The 17,841-nt window shown below is 57.6% G+C and carries 14 protein-coding genes; 6 read left to right on the top strand and 8 right to left on the bottom strand.

Going from position 1 to position 17,841, the window contains the following annotated elements; translation table 11 throughout:
• Nucleotides 1-78: 78 nt before the first annotated feature.
• Nucleotides 79-2,484, top strand: coding sequence for a maltodextrin phosphorylase (gene malP / locus EPG66_RS17695; RefSeq protein ID WP_182687678.1), 2,406 nt, complete (start codon nucleotides 79-81; stop codon nucleotides 2,482-2,484).
• Nucleotides 2,485-2,493: 9 nt separating this feature from the next.
• Nucleotides 2,494-4,575, top strand: coding sequence for a 4-alpha-glucanotransferase (gene malQ / locus EPG66_RS17690; RefSeq protein WP_182687676.1), 2,082 nt, complete (start codon nucleotides 2,494-2,496; stop codon nucleotides 4,573-4,575).
• Nucleotides 4,576-4,609: 34 nt separating this feature from the next.
• Here the strand turns inward: malQ and nfuA are convergent, their stop codons facing one another.
• Nucleotides 4,610-5,185: a Fe-S biogenesis protein NfuA gene (nfuA, locus tag EPG66_RS17685; protein ID WP_010253194.1), complete on the bottom strand. Its 576-nt coding sequence runs from the start codon at nucleotides 5,183-5,185 to the stop codon at nucleotides 4,610-4,612.
• A 58-nt stretch (nucleotides 5,186-5,243) separates the two neighbouring features.
• On the bottom strand, nucleotides 5,244-5,924 hold the full coding sequence (gene gntX, locus EPG66_RS17680) for a DNA utilization protein GntX (RefSeq protein ID WP_031594626.1): 681 nt from the start codon (nucleotides 5,922-5,924) through the stop codon (nucleotides 5,244-5,246).
• Between the two features lie 34 nt (nucleotides 5,925-5,958).
• Here gntX and bioH point away from each other — a divergent pair, with 34 nt between their 5' ends.
• Nucleotides 5,959-6,735, top strand: coding sequence for a pimeloyl-ACP methyl ester esterase BioH (gene bioH / locus EPG66_RS17675; RefSeq protein ID WP_182687674.1), 777 nt, complete (start codon nucleotides 5,959-5,961; stop codon nucleotides 6,733-6,735).
• Between the two features lie 170 nt (nucleotides 6,736-6,905).
• Nucleotides 6,906-7,175: a YdgH/BhsA/McbA-like domain containing protein gene (locus EPG66_RS17670; protein ID WP_010253187.1), complete on the top strand. Its 270-nt coding sequence runs from the start codon at nucleotides 6,906-6,908 to the stop codon at nucleotides 7,173-7,175.
• On the opposite strand, the gene EPG66_RS17665 is transcribed toward EPG66_RS17670, so the two are convergent.
• From EPG66_RS17665 to yjbE, 4 genes are all read right to left on the bottom strand, one after another.
• Nucleotides 7,176-8,861 carry an alpha-amylase family glycosyl hydrolase gene (locus EPG66_RS17665; RefSeq protein ID WP_083070483.1) on the bottom strand — a complete coding sequence of 562 codons (1,686 nt, stop codon included), beginning with the start codon at nucleotides 8,859-8,861 and terminating at the stop codon, nucleotides 7,176-7,178.
• A 128-nt stretch (nucleotides 8,862-8,989) separates the two neighbouring features.
• Complete coding sequence (locus tag EPG66_RS17660; RefSeq protein WP_143789909.1) at nucleotides 8,990-11,317, bottom strand: Tex family protein; 2,328 nt, start codon at nucleotides 11,315-11,317, stop codon at nucleotides 8,990-8,992.
• A 103-nt stretch (nucleotides 11,318-11,420) separates the two neighbouring features.
• A complete protein-coding gene (gene greB, locus EPG66_RS17655) occupies nucleotides 11,421-11,894 on the bottom strand; it encodes a transcription elongation factor GreB (protein WP_010253180.1) in 474 nt (157 codons plus the stop codon).
• A gap of 182 nt (nucleotides 11,895-12,076) precedes the next feature.
• On the bottom strand, nucleotides 12,077-12,325 hold the full coding sequence (gene yjbE / locus EPG66_RS17650; protein WP_010253177.1) for an exopolysaccharide production protein YjbE: 249 nt from the start codon (nucleotides 12,323-12,325) through the stop codon (nucleotides 12,077-12,079).
• Between the two features lie 537 nt (nucleotides 12,326-12,862).
• Between yjbE and ompR the strand changes: the two genes are divergently transcribed.
• Both ompR and envZ read left to right on the top strand, forming a co-directional pair.
• Entirely contained in the window at nucleotides 12,863-13,582 is a 720-nt protein-coding gene (ompR, locus tag EPG66_RS17645) for an osmolarity response regulator transcription factor OmpR (protein ID WP_003853014.1), read from the top strand.
• Nucleotides 13,579-14,946, top strand: coding sequence for a two-component system sensor histidine kinase EnvZ (gene envZ / locus EPG66_RS17640; protein WP_010253168.1), 1,368 nt, complete (start codon nucleotides 13,579-13,581; stop codon nucleotides 14,944-14,946). Before ompR ends, envZ begins: the two co-directional genes overlap by 4 nt.
• Nucleotides 14,947-14,985: 39 nt before the next feature.
• On the opposite strand, the gene pckA is transcribed toward envZ, so the two are convergent.
• The gene (gene pckA / locus EPG66_RS17635; RefSeq protein ID WP_010253165.1) at nucleotides 14,986-16,605 is read right to left on the bottom strand and encodes a phosphoenolpyruvate carboxykinase (ATP); all 1,620 of its coding nucleotides are present in this window, start codon (nucleotides 16,603-16,605) and stop codon (nucleotides 14,986-14,988) included.
• A 368-nt stretch (nucleotides 16,606-16,973) separates the two neighbouring features.
• Nucleotides 16,974-17,840, bottom strand: a complete 867-nt coding sequence (gene hslO, locus EPG66_RS17630) for an Hsp33 family molecular chaperone HslO (protein ID WP_031593914.1) — start codon at nucleotides 17,838-17,840, stop codon at nucleotides 16,974-16,976.
• Between the last annotated feature and the right edge of the window lies 1 nt (nucleotide 17,841).

Here is a 17,841-nt window from a genome sequence, read left to right as displayed (position 1 = left end):
ACGGTTGCTGGCACCCGGTTGCCAGCCCGTGCGCTTTCTATTTTTGCTTCACCTCATTGCGTAACAGAAGGGAGTGATATGCCGCAGCAAAAATTTAATAAAGCCCGTTTTAATGCCGCCTTTACCCGCCAGTGGCAACAGTTAAGTCTCCGTTCCGCCCAGCAGATGACCCCGCACCAGGCGTGGCAGGCGGTCAGCGCCGCGCTGGCGGAGCTACTGGACGCGCAACCGGCACCGCGTCCGGCTGTGCGGCAGCGTCACGTTAATTACCTCTCGATGGAGTTTCTGATTGGCCGTCTGACCGGCAACAACCTGCTCAATCTCGGATGGTATAACGACGTCAAAGCGGCGCTGGCTGAGCACGAGTTCGATTTAACGGAACTGCTGGAGCAGGAGGTCGATCCGGCGCTGGGCAACGGCGGGCTGGGGCGACTGGCCGCCTGCTACATGGATTCGATGGCAACGGTGGGGCAGTCCGCTACCGGCCACGGACTGAACTACCAGTACGGCCTGTTTCGCCAGTCTTTCGATGATGGCCAGCAGATTGAGGCGCCCGATGACTGGCAGCGTGAGCGCTATCCCTGGTTCCGCCACAACGCGGCGCTGGATGTGGAAGTCGCGATGGGTGGCCGGGTAGAAAAGCAGGAAAACGGCAGTGTAAGCTGGCTGCCCGATTTTACGCTGCGCGGCGAGGCCTGGGATTTGCCGGTAACCGGCTATCGCAACGGTGTGACGCTGCCGCTGCGCCTGTGGCAGGCAGTGAGTGCGCATCCGTTTGATCTCACGGCGTTTAACGACGGCAATTTTCTGCAGGCGGAGCAGCCGGGCATCGAGGCGGCAAAACTGACCAAAGTGCTCTATCCCAATGACAATCATCAGGCCGGCAAGCGGCTGCGCCTGATGCAGCAATATTTCCAGTGCGCCTGTGCGGTGGCGGATATCCTGCGTCGTCACCATCTGGCGGGACGCAGCATTCACAGCCTGCCTGACTTTGAAGTGATTCAGCTCAACGATACGCATCCCACCATCGCCATCCCGGAGATGCTGCGCGTGCTGCTGGATGAGCATCAGCTGAGCTGGGATGACGCGTGGCAGATCACCAGCCGGTTGTTTGCTTACACCAACCACACTCTGATGCCGGAGGCGCTGGAGCGCTGGGATGAGAAGCTGATGCGCAGTCTGCTGCCGCGCCATATGCTGATCATCAAAGAGATCAACCAGCGGCTGAAAAAGCAGGTGAAGCAGCGCTGGCCGGATGACAAAGCGATGTGGCACAAGCTGGCGGTGGTCGCTGACGGTCAGGTGCGGATGGCCAATCTCTGCGTCGTCAGCGGGTTTGCGGTCAACGGCGTGGCGGCGCTGCACTCAAGCCTGGTGGTCAGCGATCTTTTCCCGGAATATCACCAGCTCTGGCCGCAGAAATTCCACAACGTCACCAACGGCATCACACCGCGCCGCTGGCTGAAGCAGTGTAATCCGGCGCTGGCCGGGCTGATTGATGAGACGCTGAAAACCGAGTGGGCCAATAACCTTGAGGCGTTAAGCGGTCTGGAGGCCTATGCCGACGATCAGGTTTTTCGTCAGCGCTATCGCAGCATCAAACAGCAGAACAAAGCGCAGCTCACAGAGTATATCGCCCGCCACACGGGGATTATCGTGAACCCGGCCGCGCTGTTCGATGTGCAGATCAAACGGCTGCATGAGTACAAGCGCCAGCACCTCAGCCTGCTGCATATCCTCTACTGCTATCAGAAGCTCTGTAATAACCCGGAGGATGTCACCTTCACGCCACGGGTGTTCCTGTTCGGGGCCAAAGCGGCGCCCGGCTATTACCTCGCCAAAAATATCATTTACGCCATTAACAAGGTGGCGGAGGTGGTGAACAACGATCCACGCGTTGGTGACAGACTCAAAGTGGTGTTCATCCCCGACTACCGCATCACCGTGGCCGAACTGATGATCCCGGCGGCCGATCTCTCAGAGCAGATCTCCACCGCCGGATATGAAGCCTCCGGCACCGGCAACATGAAGCTGGCGCTGAACGGTGCGCTGACGATTGGCACGCTGGATGGCGCCAATGTCGAGATTGCCGAACAGGTGGGTGAGGAGAATATCTTTATCTTTGGTCACACCGTGGATGAGGTCAAAGCGCTCAAGGCGAAAGGCTATAACCCGAAAAAGGTGCGTAAGCAGAACAAGCCGCTGGACGATTTACTGAAATCGCTGGAGAAGGGCAAATTCAGCAACGGGGATAAACATGCGTTTGACCTGATGCTGGAGAGCCTGACGAAACATGGCGATCCCTGGCTGGTGCTGGCCGATTTCCAGGCCTATATCGAGGCGCAGCAACGGGTGGAAGCCCTGTGGCACGACCCGGAAGGCTGGACCCGCGCCGCCATCCTCAATACGGCACGAACCGGCATGTTCAGTTCGGACCGGTCAATTCGTGACTATCAGCAACGTATCTGGCAGGCACCGCGCTAAGGAGCAGCAATGAAGCAACATTCACTCGGTCAGGCCGCTCGTGCCGCGGGAATTTCACTGGACTACATCAACGTCAATGGCGAGAAAGAGGCGATCAGCGATGAGACCCTGCAGGCGCTGCTGGCGGTGATGGACGATCCGCAGGACGCAAAAAAATCGCCGCTGCCGCTGGTCGCGGTATTCAGCGGCAGTGGCAAGCGACAGCTGACGCCACAGGGCAGCGGCGTTTACCGCTGGCAGTTGCAGACTGAAAACGGCAAACAGCACAGCGGCGAGTTAACCGCCGGTGAGCCTTTTATGCTGCCTGGCCCGCTGGCGCAGGGGTACCACCAGCTCACACTCAGTAAGGGCAAAAAAAGCTGGCAGACGCGGATTATCGTCGCGCCGCGCCGCTGCTATCTGCCTCCGGCGCTGGAGGCGGGGGAAAAACGCTGGGGTGCGCTGGTGCAGCTCTACACCGTGCGCTCTGAACAGAACTGGGGCATCGGCGACTTCGGCGATCTCGATCAGCTGCTGGTGCAGCTGGCTGAGCGCGGTGGCGATTTCGTCGGGCTGAATCCGCTGCATGCGCTCTATCCCGCCAGCGCCGGTTTCGCCAGTCCGTACAGCCCGTCGTCGCGCCGCTGGCTGAACGTAATCTATATCGACGTCAGTCAGGTAGCCGATTTTCAGCAAAGCGCGGCGGCACAGAAGTGGTGGAAAAGCGCCAGAACCCGGAAGGCGCTGACCAAAGCGCGTGAGGCGGAGCTGGTTGACTATGAGGCTGTAATGGCGCTTAAGCTCGCTGCGCTGCGGCACGCCTGGGCGCACTTTCAGGCGCGAGACAGCCAGAGCGAAGAGCATCAATCCTGGGCGGCCTTTGTGCGTGAAGGCGGCGATAGCCTGCGTTATCAGGCCGCCTACGACGGCATACAGCTGGAGCGGCGGGCAGACAAGGCGCAGCAGGGCGGCTGGCCTGCGTGGCCGGAAGCGTGGCGCAACAGCCAGTTGCCGGAGGTGCAGCAGTGGTGTGCACAGCATGAAGAGGAGATCGCTTTCTGGCAGTGGCTGCAATGGCTGGCGCAGCAGCAGTTCTCTGGCTGCTGGACGCACAGTCAGGCACTGGGCATGAGCGTCGGACTCTATCGTGACCTTGCGGTGGGCGTGGCGGAAGGCAGCGCGGAAACCTGGCACGACCCGGAGCTTTACCGCCTCAAGGCCTCGGTAGGTGCGCCGCCCGACCGTCTCGGTCCGCTGGGACAAAACTGGGGCTTACCGCCGATGGATCCGCACGTAATGAAGGCGCGCGGCTACCAGCCATTTATCGACATGCTGCGCGCCAACATGCGCGACTGCGGCGCGTTGCGCATTGACCATGTGATGTCACTGCTGCGTCTGTGGTGGGTGCCTGCCGGGGAGACGGCGGATAAAGGCGCCTATGTGGCCTATCCGGTCAACGATCTGCTTGGCATCCTGGCGCTGGAGAGCCACCGGCTGCGCTGCATGGTGATTGGCGAAGACCTGGGCACCGTGCCCCAGGAGATTGTCAGCCTGCTGCGTAAAAGTGGCGTCTTTTCATGGAAGGTGCTCTGGTTTGAGCAGGAGAAGGATGAGCGCTATCGCGCGCCGCAGGACTATCCGCGCCAGTCGATCGCCAGCGCCAGTACGCACGATCTGCCTACGCTGACCGGTTTCTGGGAGCAGGGCGACCTGGCGCTGGGGGAGAAGATTGGCCTCTATCCGGGCGATGCGGTGAAAGCGTTACATCAGCAGCGCGCCGCGCAGAAGCAGGCGCTGCTGGATGCGCTGCATCAGGCGGGTGCCTTACCGGCACGCAGCCAGAAGAAGGCGGAGAAGCTCGCCATGACGCCTGCGCTGAATCGGGCAATACATCGCTTCCTGGCGGATACCGACAGTGCGCTGCTTGGCCTGCAGCCTGAGGACTGGCTCGGTATGACCACGCCGGTCAACGTCCCGGGCACGGTGGATCAGTACCCTAACTGGCGACGCAAGCTGAGCAAAACGCTGGAGGAGATCTTTGCGGACAAGGAAGTGAATGCACTGCTGAAGGTGGTCAGCCAGCAGCGTCAGTCAGGACAGAAAGGGCAATAACAGAAGCGCGGCAGCCAGGCTGCCGCGCTTAACATCAGTAGAACGAGTGTTCACCGCGCTGATGCTCAGTAATATCCCGCACGCCTTTGAGTTCCGGGAAGGCGGCCAGCAGCTCTTTCTCAATACCATCTTTCAGGGTCACGTCGATCATCGAACAGCCGTTACAGCCGCCGCCAAACTGCAGAATGGCGTAGCCCTCATCGGTGATCTCCATCAGCGACACGCGACCGCCATGGCCGGCCAGCTGTGGGTTGATCTGCGCCTGAAGCAGATACTCAACGCGCTCAACCATTGGCGCATCATCAGAGACTTTACGCATTTTGGCATTCGGCGCTTTCAGCGTCAGCTGCGAACCGAGGTTGTCGGTAACGAAGTCAATTTCAGCATCTTCCAGATAAGGCTTGCTCAGTTCATCAACGTAAGCAGAGAGCTTTTCGAACTTCAGTTCGGTGTCAGTAGCTTCAACGGCATCGGGCGGACAGTAAGAGACGCCACACTCGGCTGTTGGCGTACCCGGGTTAATCACGAATACGCGAATCTGGGTGCCATCTTCTTGTTTGGATAGCAGTTTAGAAAAATGTTCCTGGGCAGAGTCAGTAATTCGGATCATGTCGATTGCTCAATAGTTGACTAATTTAGTTGGTTATAATACGCCCATCAAAGACGCTCTACAAGGTACGGCACAGGCACCAGACCTGCACGCTGGCGGCACCCTGGGCTATTAACAGGCGGCTGATTTCATCTACCGTACTGCCGGTGGTAATGACGTCATCCAGCAGAGCGATATGGCGTCCCTGCACCGCCATTTCAAGGCGGAAAGCACCCCGTAAGTTGGTGCGGCGCTGGCGGGCGCTGAGCTGATGCTGTAATGCGCCCCCGCGCTTGCGGGAAAGACCTTCGCGCCATTCACATCCCAGCCAGTGCGCCAGCGGTGCGGCCAGTAATACCGTCTGATTAAAGCCACGCTGCCAGCGTCGACGCCGATGCAGCGGAACCGGCAGCAGCAGATCGGGACGCGGCACACTGCCACGGCGGTAAACATTAAGCCAGCTTAGCAAAAGCAGCCGCGCCAGCATCACTCTGAGTGCGGTTATGTGAGAAAATTTAAGCTGGTTAACCCACTGGCTGAACGGCGGACAATAGTCATTGACGCAGACCAGCGCCTGCCAGGCGGGCGGTTTAAGCTGGCAGCGGCCACAGGCGACCTTTGCTGAACCTGCCGGCAATCCGCAGCGCGGACAGAGCAGCGGTAACGGCGGCAATCCGCGCAGACATAAGCTGCAGATGCCGTGCCGGGCTATCCGCAACGGCATCCGGCATAGCCAACACAGGGCGGGCATTGCTAGCATAGCGACCTCCTTATCATTTTCGGGATAGTAACTGATGACGTCGCTCTACTGGCACACCTGCGGAGAAGGAAAACGCGATCTTGTGCTGCTGCACGGATGGGGACTGAATGCCGAAGTCTGGCAAAGCATAATTCCGCGACTCAGCGCGCACTATCGCCTGCATCTGGTCGATCTGCCGGGCTATGGCCGCAGCCAGCATTTCGGTGCGCTGGCGCTTGAGCAGATGGCAGCGCAGTTGCTGCCTGCGCTGCCACCGCAGGCGATTGTGGTCGGCTGGTCGCTGGGCGGACTGGTGGCGACGCAGCTGGCGCTGAGTGCGCCAGAAAAAATGGCTGCACTGATCACCGTTGCGTCGTCGCCCTGTTTCACCGCCACAGAGAGCTGGCCCGGCATTAAACCGGAGACGCTGCAGAACTTTCAGCAGATGCTCAGCAACGATTTCCAGCGCACGGTGGAGCGCTTTCTGGCGCTGCAGACGCTGGGTACCGAAACGGCTCGCGCCGATGCGCGGCAGCTGAAAGAGGTGGTGCTGTCGCAGCCGATGCCGGAGGTGGCGGTGCTGGATGGCGGACTGGAGATTCTGCGCCAGGTCGATCTGCGCGACGCGTTACCGCAAATTACGCTGCCGTTCCTGCGGCTCTATGGCGCGTTAGATGGCCTGGTGCCGCGCCGGATTGCGGCGGAGATAGATGAAATGTTGCCAGCATCGCCCTCAGTGGTTATCGAAAAAGCCGCACATGCGCCTTTTATTTCCCATCCTGAGAGCTTTTGCCAGCATATTGTTAATTTTATCAGTAATCTGCCGGGATAATGACGCTTTGAACTGGCAAAATCGCCGACAGCAGCAATACTTCTCTCTGTGAGCGAGGCCGTTGCAATTTTATGTGATTAGTCATGGAAATGACTATGCCGTTCCATACTGCCTTACGCGTTTAGCGGCTGCTTACATCTCACAATGGATCATGAATGAGGGTAAACATAATGAAGGTTTTTAAATGGGTTGTGGCTTCAATGATGATGGGCGCGATTTCATTTTCTGCGATGGCAGCGAAGGAAGTCACCAAAGAAGAAGTTAAGACAATGAACCTGCAGAAGATTGGCACCGTTAACACCACGGCGGAAACCACCTCGCCAATGGATGCTAAAAAAGTGCTGTCGCAGCTCGCTGACGAAAAAGGCGGTAAATATTACCTGGTGATCGCGGGTCGCGAACACGGCAAATTCAGCGCAACGGCTGAAGTGTACAAGTAATTAACGTAGCCACATGAACTGCCAGGCATCCAGCTTAACCGGCTGGGTGCCATCAATTTTCTCTCCGCTCACCACATCCTGCAACGTATGCGCCACCGGCAATTGCGTCTCCACTGATCGTCCACTGAGATTAAACACGCACAGCAGCCCGTCACCGCTTTCTGGCTGATGACGTCTGAGCACCAGCACGGCGTTTTCGCTCTCATAAAGCGTCATCGGATTATCCGGGTGAAACGCAGGCTGGCGACGACGCAGCTGAATCAGCTGGCCGAGCCGGGTATAGACCTGCTGGCGCAGCCAGTTACCGCCCGCCAGATCCGCTTCTATCTGCTTTAAATCATACTTCTGCCGATTAATCGCCCGGTTGTGTCCGGCGGCGCGCACGCCATCGTAATGGTTACGACCACCCAGAATGCTCTGGATATAGATGGCAGGCACGCCGGGAAAGACCAGCAGAATCGCATGGGCCAGCAAAAAACGTTTCAGCCGCGTGGCGTCGTCGTCGTCTTCACGGTTGAGCGCATCCAGATAGGTGACGTTGATTTCATAGGGGCTGGTGGTGCCGTCAGGGTTGTTTTTATAGGAGACCAGCGCGCCTTCCAGCGCCAGATCGCGCACCAGCGCGACAATCTCTACTTCAGACAAAATGCCGCGTGCCGGATTAAGGCCGATGCCGTCGTGTGACGCCAGGAAGTTGAAAAAGGTGGTGTCGTTGCTGCTGAGATCCAGAGCGCTCGCCCACTGCCGCAGGGCGCGCGCCGAGCCGGTGTGAATCGCATGCAGCACCAGCGGCGGCAGCGAAAACTGATAGACCATCTGCGCCTCATCGTGCCCGTTGCCCAGATAGCTGATGTTGTCCTGATGCGGCACGTTGGTCTCGGTGATAATCACCGTGCCTGGCGCAACCTGGTCGGCAATAGCGCGAAACAGCTTCACCAGCTGATGGGTCTTTTCCAGATGAATACAGCGCGTGCCGGGCGTTTTCCACATGTAGCCGACCGCATCGAGACGCACATAGTCAGCGCCGCGTTTCAGGTAGTCGAGCAGCACATTGACCATGCGCAGCAGCACCTCAGGATTGGCAAAGTTGAGGTCGATCTGGTCGGCGCTGAAAGTGGTCCAGATAAAGCGGGTATCGCCATCCGCCATTTTAAACGGCGTCAGCAGCGGCGAGGTGCGCGGACGCGTCACTGCGCTGAGATCGGTGGCGGGCGGCATACTGATAAAGAAATCGTCCCAGCCGGGATCCTGCGCCAGGAAGTGGCTGAACCAGGCGCTGTGTGCCGACATATGGTTGCAGACAAAGTCGAACATCAGCCGGGTTTCCTGATGCAGTCGCGCGATATCCTGCCAGTCGCCGCACAGCGGATCGACCTGATGGTAATCAATCACCGAAAAGCCGTCATCGGACGACCAGGGGAAAAAGGGTAGCAGGTGAACCAGCGGAAACGTGGATTGGAGGTGCTGCTGATAGAACCGGGAAAAGGTGCTGAGCGTGGGTTTATCGGCTTCGCGAAACTGATCGGCATAGGTGATCAGCACCACATCCTGCTCATCCCAGTGTGCCTTGCGCGGCAGCTTAATGGCCTCGCGGGCTGTGGCGATGTCAGCCAGCAGGCGCGCAAAGGTCGCCTCCGGAAATGTGCCAGCATAAATCTTATCAATCAGATCGGTGATCGTTTCCATCGTGAATTGGGTGCCACAGCAGGTGTTGTTTTTATGACAGGCGTCTTTTTAGCGTAGCGCGATGGCGGGGATTTTCAACCGGGGAGAGGGGTGTGAAGAGGGGGCCAGGCAGTGGCCCCCTGAAAAGCTTAGCGTTTTTTACCGAAAGCAGCAGCCAGCGCATCACCCATCGCACTGTTACCTGCTGACGAGCTGACCGGACGCGGACGACCTTTTGCGTTGTTCTGACGTTTCTCTTCGCGCGGAGCAGCGTTCTTCGCGCCACCACGGGCATTGCCTTCGCCAGGCTGCTCATCAAGACGCATGGTCAGGGCAATACGCTTGCGCTGGAGATCGACCTCCATCACTTTCACTTTAACGATATCGCCCGCTTTCACCACCTGATGCGGATCTTCCACGAAGCGATCGGAGAGCGAAGAGATATGCACCAGGCCATCCTGATGCACGCCGATATCCACAAATGCACCGAAGTTGGTCACGTTAGTGACGGCACCTTCGAGGATCATGCCCGGCGTCAGATCGTTCAGCGTCTCTACGCCTTCAGCGAACTGTGCAGTTTTAAACTCAGGACGCGGATCGCGGCCCGGTTTCTCCAGCTCTTTCATGATGTCGGTGACGGTCGGCAGACCAAAACGTTCATCAATGAAATCGCGGGCGCTGAGATTACGCAGGCTGCCTGCGTTGCCCATCAGATCGCTCAGTGCCTGCTCGGTGGCGGCCAGGATGCGCTCCACCACCGGATAGGCTTCCGGATGCACAGTTGAGGCATCCAGCGGGTTATCGCCATGGTTGATGCGCAGGAAGCCCGCACACTGCTCAAAGGCTTTTGGCCCAAGGCGGCTCACTTTCAGCAACTGCTGACGGTTCTGGAAGCGGCCATGCTCATCACGCCAGCCGACAATATTCTGCGCCATCATGCGCGTCAGGCCCGCTACGCGGGTCAGCAGCGGCACCGAGGCGGTGTTGAGGTCAACGCCGACGGCGTTCACGCAATCTTCTACTACCGCGTCGAGTTTCTTCGCCAGCTGGCTCTGACTGACGTCATGCTGATACTGACCCACCCCGATCGATTTCGGGTCGATTTTCACCAGCTCAGCCAGCGGATCCTGCAAACGTCGGGCAATCGACACCGCGCCGCGCAGTGAAACATCGAGATCCGGGAACTCCAGCGCCGCCAGTTCAGAGGCCGAATAGACAGATGCGCCAGCTTCACTGACAATCACTTTCTGCGCCGTGACCTGCGGGAACTGCTGCTGCAGATCCAGGAAGAAGCGCTCAGTTTCACGTGAAGCAGTGCCGTTGCCAATCGCCACCAGCTCAACCTGATGCTTAATGCAGAGTGCCGCTACGGCGGCCGCGGCTTTCGCGGTCTGGCCGGTATGCGGATAGACGGTATCGGTCGCGACGACCTTGCCGGTGGCATCGACCACCGCCACTTTGACGCCGGTGCGCAGGCCCGGATCCAGCCCCATGGTGGCGCGCATACCGGCGGGAGCGGCCATCAGCAGATCGTGCAGGTTGCGGGCAAAGACGTTAATCGCTTCATCTTCTGCGCGTTCGCGCACCGTGCCCATCAGCTCTGTTTCCAGATGCAGCATCACCTTGATGCGCCACGTCCAGCTCACCACCGCTTTACGCCAGTTGTCGGCAGGAGCGTTATTCAGGCGCAGGTTCAGGTGCTCAGCAATCAGCGTTTCGCCGTGGCTCTCACGCGGTGCTTCATCAAACTGTGGATCGGCATTCAGCGACAGTTGCAGCACGCCTTCGTTGCGGCCACGCAGCATCGCCAGCGCACGGTGCGACGGCACGCCGCTCAGCGCTTCGTGGTGATCAAAGTAGTCGCGAAACTTCGCGCCCGCTTCCTCTTTGCCTTCCACCACGCGTGACACCAGATGGGCATTTTTCCACAGGTAATTACGCACTTTCGCCAGCAGCGCGGCATCTTCAGCGAAACGCTCCATCAGAATGTAGCGGGCACCATCCAGCGCGGCACGGACGTCGGCGACGCCTTTATCGGCATCGACATACTGTTCGGCAAGCTGCTCAGGGATGTGAGACGGATCCTGCCACAGCGTCTCTGCCAGCGGCTCCAGACCCGCTTCGATAGCGATCTGTCCACGCGTCCGGCGTTTCTGTTTGTAGGGCAGGTAGAGGTCTTCAAGCTCGGTTTTGCTGAGGGTGGTGTTGATCGCGCGGGCGAGGTCGTCAGTGAGTTTCCCCTGATCGTCAATCGACTTCAGAATCGACTGGCGTCGCTCTTCAAGTTCACGCAGATAGCTGAGGCGGGTTTCCAGCTGGCGCAACTGGGTATCATCCAGCCCGCCGGTGACCTCTTTACGATAGCGTGCGATAAACGGCACGGTATTCCCTTCATCCAGCAGGCGAACGGCGGCGTCAACTTGCTCTGGACGCGCCTGGAGCTCACTGGCAATTATCTGGCTCAGAACTTTCATCATCAGGATTGTCTTGCTTTCCGGGTTGAGAAATAGCCGACAGTTATACGGATTGATGGTTAAAATTGCCAGAGACGCGGGCGGCTTTCAGCGATAATCTGAAGGGTTATTGCGGGTAGTCAATCGCATTGATATACCACAGCGCCGGCCCCACTGGCGTCTCGACGGTGGCGGCATCGCCGACCTCTTTTTTCAGCAGCGCCCGCGCCATGGGCGAGTCGATGGAGATGTAATCTTTGCGGCCAAAAATCTCATCGTAGCCCACAATGCGGAAGCGTTTGAGGTCGCCCTCATCGTTTTCAATTTCCACCCAGGCGCCAAAGAAGACTTTGCCATCCTGCTGAGGGGAATAGTCAACGATACGCAGCTGTTCAAGACTTTTGGTCAGATAGCGAACGCGACGGTCGATTTCACGCAGCCGTTTTTTGTTGTACTGATAATCGGCATTTTCACTGCGATCGCCAAGACTGGCAGCCCAGGTGACTTTTTTTGTCACTTCCGGTCGCTCTTCACGCCAGAGATAGTCGAGTTCTGCTTTCAGCTTATCGAAGCCTTCGCGGGTAATGAGTCGGGTTTTCATGCTATACCGGCCAGAGAGATCCAAAGAAGAACAGTGTAAGACAAAGGGGGCGCGGCAAAAAAGGGCGGGGAAAGGGTTTTTAAAGGCTAAAAACCCACGTTGACTTCCCCGGCGGCGAAAGGGTTGGTGCTGAACAACAATCTGAAGCCAGTAATCTGAAGCTATAAAAGAAATCGTGATACTTATTTACCGGCGTGAGTCGCCGTGGTGGTCGATGTACCGGTGCTGTGACCGTCACCGCCGCCGCCGCCCATGGTGGCCAGTGCAACGCCCAGCAGGGCTGCGACTGCGCCAACACCGATGGCGTTAGAATTACCTTGTGCTGTGGTGGTTGCCGCTGCGCCAGCTGCTTCACCGGTGGCTGTGGCAGCATAAGCTGGAGTGACGCTGCTTAATGCCAGCGCGCTCAGCAGTAAAATTGTTTTTTTCATTGTGTGTAATCCCCGTTGAGACATCGAATGTTGCCTGAGCAGTCTGGTTGAAAACGGAGAAGCCGAAAAGTTGGCTTTACTGATTGATTTAACGGACTTTAATTTCAACTGGCCTTGCTGGTGGCACCGCTGAAACTAATCCGAGAGGAGAGTGGGGCGTTACGCAGGTTTGCTGGAATATTATGCTGCCTGGCCGCTGTTGAGGTAGATTATCTGGAGCTTATCCACAATGATGGCTGATCATTAAGTCAAATTGTCTGCTAACTTGCTGAATTCGTTCATCGAATAAAAACCGGACCGCTTCTGACGCCAGCGATTCAGAGAAACAGAGCCATTTTTTCAGATTTGCCGTAACCGGGGCCGGGCAGCGCCAGACGCGTTAAAACTGGCCCGGAATCGCCTTAAATCAAATATAAGCTCCTGTTTAATATGCTTTGTAACAATTTTGGCTAGAATATAAACCATTAATGACTGTCACTATAAGGCATCTTTTTTTAACAATGTTGGCTCAGGCAATAGCGCCTTTGGGAGTTGAAAATGCAAGAGAACTACAAAATTCTGGTCGTCGATGATGATATGCGTCTGCGTGCACTGCTTGAACGCTATCTCACCGAGCAGGGCTTTCAGGTGCGCAGTGTCGCTAATGCCGAGCAGATGGATCGTCTGTTAACCCGTGAATCCTTCCATCTGATGGTGCTCGACCTGATGTTGCCGGGCGAGGATGGTCTCTCTATCTGCCGTCGTCTGCGCAGTCAGAGCAACCCGATGCCGATTATTATGGTGACCGCCAAGGGCGAAGAGGTGGATCGTATCGTGGGGCTGGAGATCGGCGCTGACGACTATATTCCTAAACCCTTTAACCCGCGTGAGCTGCTGGCGCGTATCCGAGCGGTGCTGCGCCGTCAGGCCAATGAACTGCCAGGCGCGCCTTCGCAGGAAGAGGCGATCATCGCGTTTGGTAAGTTCAAACTTAACCTCGGCACCCGCGAGATGTTCCGTGAAGATGAGCCGATGCCGCTGACCAGCGGTGAGTTTGCGGTGCTGAAAGCACTGGTCAGCCATCCGCGTGAGCCGCTGTCTCGCGATAAGCTGATGAACCTGGCGCGTGGCCGTGAATACAGCGCCATGGAACGTTCGATTGACGTCCAGATCTCCCGCCTGCGTCGCATGGTGGAAGAGGATCCTGCGCATCCGCGTTATATCCAGACCGTCTGGGGTCTGGGCTACGTCTTTGTGCCGGACGGCAGTAAAGCATGAAGCGACTGCGCTTCTCGCCTCGCAGTTCGTTTGCCCGCACCCTGCTGCTGATCGTTACCCTGCTGTTTGTCAGCCTGGTAACGACCTATCTGGTGGTGCTGAACTTCGCCATTCTTCCCAGCCTGCAACAGTTCAATAAGGTGCTCGCTTACGAAGTTCGTATGCTGATGACCGACCGGTTGCAGCTGGAAGATGGCACGCAGCTGGAAGTGCCACCGGCGTTTCGCCGGGAAATCTACCGCGAACTGGGGATCTCGCTCTACACCAATGCAGCAGCAGAGGAGAGCGGATTGCGATGGGCGCAGCACTATGAATTCCTGAGCGAGCAGATGGGCCAGCAGCTTGGCGGTCCCACCGATGTGCGGGTTGAGGTTAACAAAAACTCGCCCGTCGTCTGGCTGAAAACCTGGCTGTCGCCCGATATCTGGGTGCGGGTGCCGTTGACTGAGATTCATCAGGGCGACTTCTCGCCGCTGTTCCGCTACACCCTGGCGATTATGCTGCTGGCGATTGGCGGTGCCTGGCTGTTTATCCGCATCCAGAACCGACCGCTGGTGGATCTGGAGCACGCCGCCCTGCAGGTCGGGCGCGGGATTATTCCGCCGCCGCTGCGCGAGTATGGCGCGTCAGAAGTGCGATCGGTGACCCGCGCCTTTAACCAGATGGCGGCCGGGGTGAAGCAGCTGGCGGATGACCGCACGCTGTTAATGGCGGGCGTCAGCCATGATTTGCGAACGCCGCTGACCCGTATTCGTCTCGCCACCGAGATGATGAGCGAGCAGGATGGCTACCTGGCCGAATCGATTAATAAAGATATCGAAGAGTGCAACGCCATTATCGAACAGTTCATTGACTACCTGCGTACCGGTCAGGAGATGCAGACTGAGCGCGCCGACCTTAACAGTGTGCTGGGCGAAGTGGTGGCCGCTGAAAGCGGCTATGAACGTGAGATCGAAAATGCGGTGATGCCGGAAGAGTTAATGCTGGATATCAACCCGCTATCGATTAAACGGGCACTGGCTAACCTGGTGGTCAACGCCGCGCGATACGGTAATGGCTGGATCAGGGTCAGCAGCGGACGGGAACTGCATCGTGCCTGGTTCCAGGTGGAAGATGATGGACCTGGCATCAAGCCGGATCAGCTGGCGCATCTGTTTCAGCCCTTTGTGCGCGGCGACAGCGCCCGCAGCACCAGCGGTACCGGTCTGGGCCTGGCGATCGTGCAGCGTATTATTGATGCCCATCAGGGCTCGCTGGAGATTGGCGAGAGCGAACGCGGCGGTTTACGCATTCGTGCCTGGTTACCGTTAGTGGAAAGCATGGCGCTGAGCCACAACAACGGCAGCAACAGCGTGTCGGGATGATAAAAACGGCGCGGCAGTTTCATTGCCGCGCCGCTTCTTTTAGCGTTGCGGGCCAGCTTTCACCAGCGCAGCACCTGCGGCGTTATCCGTGTACTTGTCGAAGTTATCAATAAAACGCTGCGCCAGACCTTCGGCGGCGGCGGTCCACTTCTCCTCACTCTCCCAGCTACGACGCGGATCGAGCGTATCACTATCCAGTTCGCCCAGCGTAACCGGCATCTGCAGATTAAAGATCGGCAGCGTTTCCATCGGCGCATCATCCAGCTCACCCGCCAGAATGGCATTGATAATGGCGCGGGTATTCTTCAGTGAGATGCGTTTGCCGCTGCCGTTCCAGCCGGTATTGACCAGATAAGCCTGCGCACCGGACGCCTCCATCCGTTTCACCAGCACTTCTGCATACTGCGTCGGATGCAGCATCAGGAATGCCGCGCCGAAACAGGCGGAGAAGGTGGGGGTCGGCTCAGTGACGCCACGCTCGGTACCCGCCAGTTTGGCGGTGAAACCTGACAGGAAATGATACTGCGTCTGCTCCGGCGTCAGACGTGAAACCGGTGGCAGCACGCCAAACGCATCCGCGGTCAGGAAAATCACTTTCTTCGCGTGGCCCGCTTTTGAGACCGGCTGCACGATATTGTCGATGTGATTGATCGGATAGGAGACGCGGGTGTTTTCGGTTTTGCTGCCGTCGTCATAATCGACGCTGCCATCTTCGCGGACCACCACATTTTCCAGCAGCGCATTGCGGCGAATGGCGCGGTAGATCTCCGGCTCAGCCTGCTCAGAAAGGTTGATGGTTTTGGCGTAACAACCGCCCTCGAAGTTAAACACGCCATCATCATCCCAGCCGTGCTCATCATCGCCGATCAGCTGGCGGTCAGGATCGGTAGAGAGCGTGGTTTTGCCGGTGCCTGATAGGCCAAAGAAGACCGCCACATCGCCCGCTTTACCCACGTTTGCTGAGCAGTGCATCGAGGCGATGCCTTTCAGCGGCAGCAGGTAGTTCATGATGGCGAACAGACCTTTCTTCATCTCGCCGCCGTACCAGGTTCCGCCAATCAACTGCATGCGTTCAGTCAGATTGAAGGCGACAAAGTTTTCAGAGTGAAGACCCTGCGCCTGCCAGTCTGGATTGGTGCATTTGGCGCCGTTCATCACCACAAAGTCGGGGGTAAATTCGGCCAGTTCAGCGTCGTCAGGCTGGATGAACATGTTCTTCACGAAGTGTGCCTGCCAGGCCACTTCGGTGACAAAACGTACGCTCAGACGGGAATCGGCATTGGCACCACAGAACGCATCCACCACAAACAGGCGCTTGCCGGAAAGCTGGCGGGTGACGCAGCTTTTCAGCGCGTTCCAGGTCTCCTGCGACAAGGGCTGATTGTCGTTTTTGCCGGTGCCCTGGTCGTTCCACCACAGGGTATCGCGCGTGGTGTCGTCACGCACAATGTACTTATCCTTTGGCGATCGCCCGGTGAAAATCCCGGTGTCTACTGCAATCGCGCCGCTCTGCGTCAGGGTGCCACGAGCAAAACCTTCGAGGTCCGGGCGCGTCTCTTCCTGAAATAGCGTGTCGTAATCAGGGTTGTAAACCACTTCCGTGGTATCCACGATGCCCAAAGCGGCAAGGTCTTGCGAGGTCAGGCCGTTAACGCGCATTTTACTGCTCCTTAAATCGGTGTCTGTTCTGCAAAGCAGAGATAGGTTGGGATCGTGCCACCGGCTGTTGTATCGGCTGTGGCGAATCACTGACAGTCGACTGCGCTTCGTCACGACAGCCTGCAAAGATCACCGGGCTATTCAGGGCATCTGCCTCTGACTTCCGGGCGTTTGCACGATCGCGCGCAGTTTACTCTTCTGCGTTAAGGGAAAAAGGGCAGTGATCTAAAAATGCGACTCAGGGCGCGTTAAGGCTATGTTTCGAACGTTTAAAAGATGTTATGAAAGTAAAAAAAGATAATTTGTCTGAAAAATTATGGGGATAGGGATGGGCGGCGGGGAAGGGGCGGCAGAAGCCGCCCGATAAATCAGTGAAGCTGGTTATTATTCTCAAGGGAGTGGCTGCGGATAGCGGCGATATCGACGGCGTCAAACACGTAGTTTGAGCCGCAATAGTCGCAGTGCATGTCGATTTTGCCATCTTCCGCGATGATCTCATCCACCTCTTCCTGGGGCAGCGTGTTCAGTACTTCGCCACAGCGCTCACGCGAGCAGGTGCATTTGTAGATCACCGGCTGCGGATCGTAGAGGGTAACCTCTTCCTGATGGTAGAGACGCCACAGCGCTTCATTCGCAGGCAGATCGATCAGCTCTTCCGTTTTAATGGTTTCGGTCAGCGTTGCCAGATGGTCGAAAACCTCTTTCTCCGTATCCTGCGCCGGCATCACCTGCAGCAGAATACCCGCGGCGCCTTTGTCGCTGGTGCGGATAAACAGCCGCGTTGGCAGCTGCTCTGAGCGCATGAAGTAATCTTCCAGGCACTCCGCCAGAGTTTCACCTTCCAGTCCCACCACACCCTGATAACGTTCGCCCTTTTCAGGGGAAATGGTGATTACCAGATAGCCATTGCCCACCATGCTTTTCAGGGTACTGTCGTCCGGGATGTCGCCTTTGATACGCGCTACGCCGCGCAGTTCCTGGTTGTTGTTACCGTTGATCACCGCCAGCGACAGCGGACCGTCACCCTGCAATTGCACAGTGATTTCGCCATCAAACTTCAGCGTGGCAGTCAGCAGGCTGGTGGCGACCAGCATCTCACCCAGCAGCGTTTTAACCGGTGCCGGATAGTCATGGTTCTTTACGGTTTCACGCCAGGTTTCAGAGACGTTCACCAGCTCGCCGCGCACGGCGGCATTTTCAAACAGATAACGGTGCAGTTGATCCTGGACTGACATA

It is taken from the genome of Pantoea pleuroti (assembly GCF_014156615.1).
Taxonomy (GTDB): domain Bacteria; phylum Pseudomonadota; class Gammaproteobacteria; order Enterobacterales; family Enterobacteriaceae; genus Pantoea; species Pantoea agglomerans.
Note: the sequence above shows the minus strand (reverse complement) of the source record. Positions and strands in the feature narration are given on the sequence as shown.

What these genes read in the sequence shown, in the direction of transcription:
- envZ (WP_010253168.1), top strand. Translation starts at nt 13,579, where the DNA reads ATGAAGCGACTGCGCTTCTCGCCTCGCAGTTCGTTTGCCCGCACCCTG.
- hslO (WP_031593914.1), bottom strand. Translation starts at nt 17,840, where the DNA reads ATGTCAGTCCAGGATCAACTGCACCGTTATCTGTTTGAAAATGCCGCC.
- EPG66_RS17660 (WP_143789909.1), bottom strand. Translation starts at nt 11,317, where the DNA reads ATGATGAAAGTTCTGAGCCAGATAATTGCCAGTGAGCTCCAGGCGCGT.
- malP (WP_182687678.1), top strand. Translation starts at nt 79, where the DNA reads ATGCCGCAGCAAAAATTTAATAAAGCCCGTTTTAATGCCGCCTTTACC.
- EPG66_RS17670 (WP_010253187.1), top strand. Translation starts at nt 6,906, where the DNA reads ATGAAGGTTTTTAAATGGGTTGTGGCTTCAATGATGATGGGCGCGATT.
- bioH (WP_182687674.1), top strand. Translation starts at nt 5,959, where the DNA reads ATGACGTCGCTCTACTGGCACACCTGCGGAGAAGGAAAACGCGATCTT.
- ompR (WP_003853014.1), top strand. Translation starts at nt 12,863, where the DNA reads ATGCAAGAGAACTACAAAATTCTGGTCGTCGATGATGATATGCGTCTG.
- malQ (WP_182687676.1), top strand. Translation starts at nt 2,494, where the DNA reads ATGAAGCAACATTCACTCGGTCAGGCCGCTCGTGCCGCGGGAATTTCA.
- yjbE (WP_010253177.1), bottom strand. Translation starts at nt 12,325, where the DNA reads ATGAAAAAAACAATTTTACTGCTGAGCGCGCTGGCATTAAGCAGCGTC.
- nfuA (WP_010253194.1), bottom strand. Translation starts at nt 5,185, where the DNA reads ATGATCCGAATTACTGACTCTGCCCAGGAACATTTTTCTAAACTGCTA.
- EPG66_RS17665 (WP_083070483.1), bottom strand. Translation starts at nt 8,861, where the DNA reads ATGGAAACGATCACCGATCTGATTGATAAGATTTATGCTGGCACATTT.
- gntX (WP_031594626.1), bottom strand. Translation starts at nt 5,924, where the DNA reads ATGCTAGCAATGCCCGCCCTGTGTTGGCTATGCCGGATGCCGTTGCGG.
- pckA (WP_010253165.1), bottom strand. Translation starts at nt 16,605, where the DNA reads ATGCGCGTTAACGGCCTGACCTCGCAAGACCTTGCCGCTTTGGGCATC.
- greB (WP_010253180.1), bottom strand. Translation starts at nt 11,894, where the DNA reads ATGAAAACCCGACTCATTACCCGCGAAGGCTTCGATAAGCTGAAAGCA.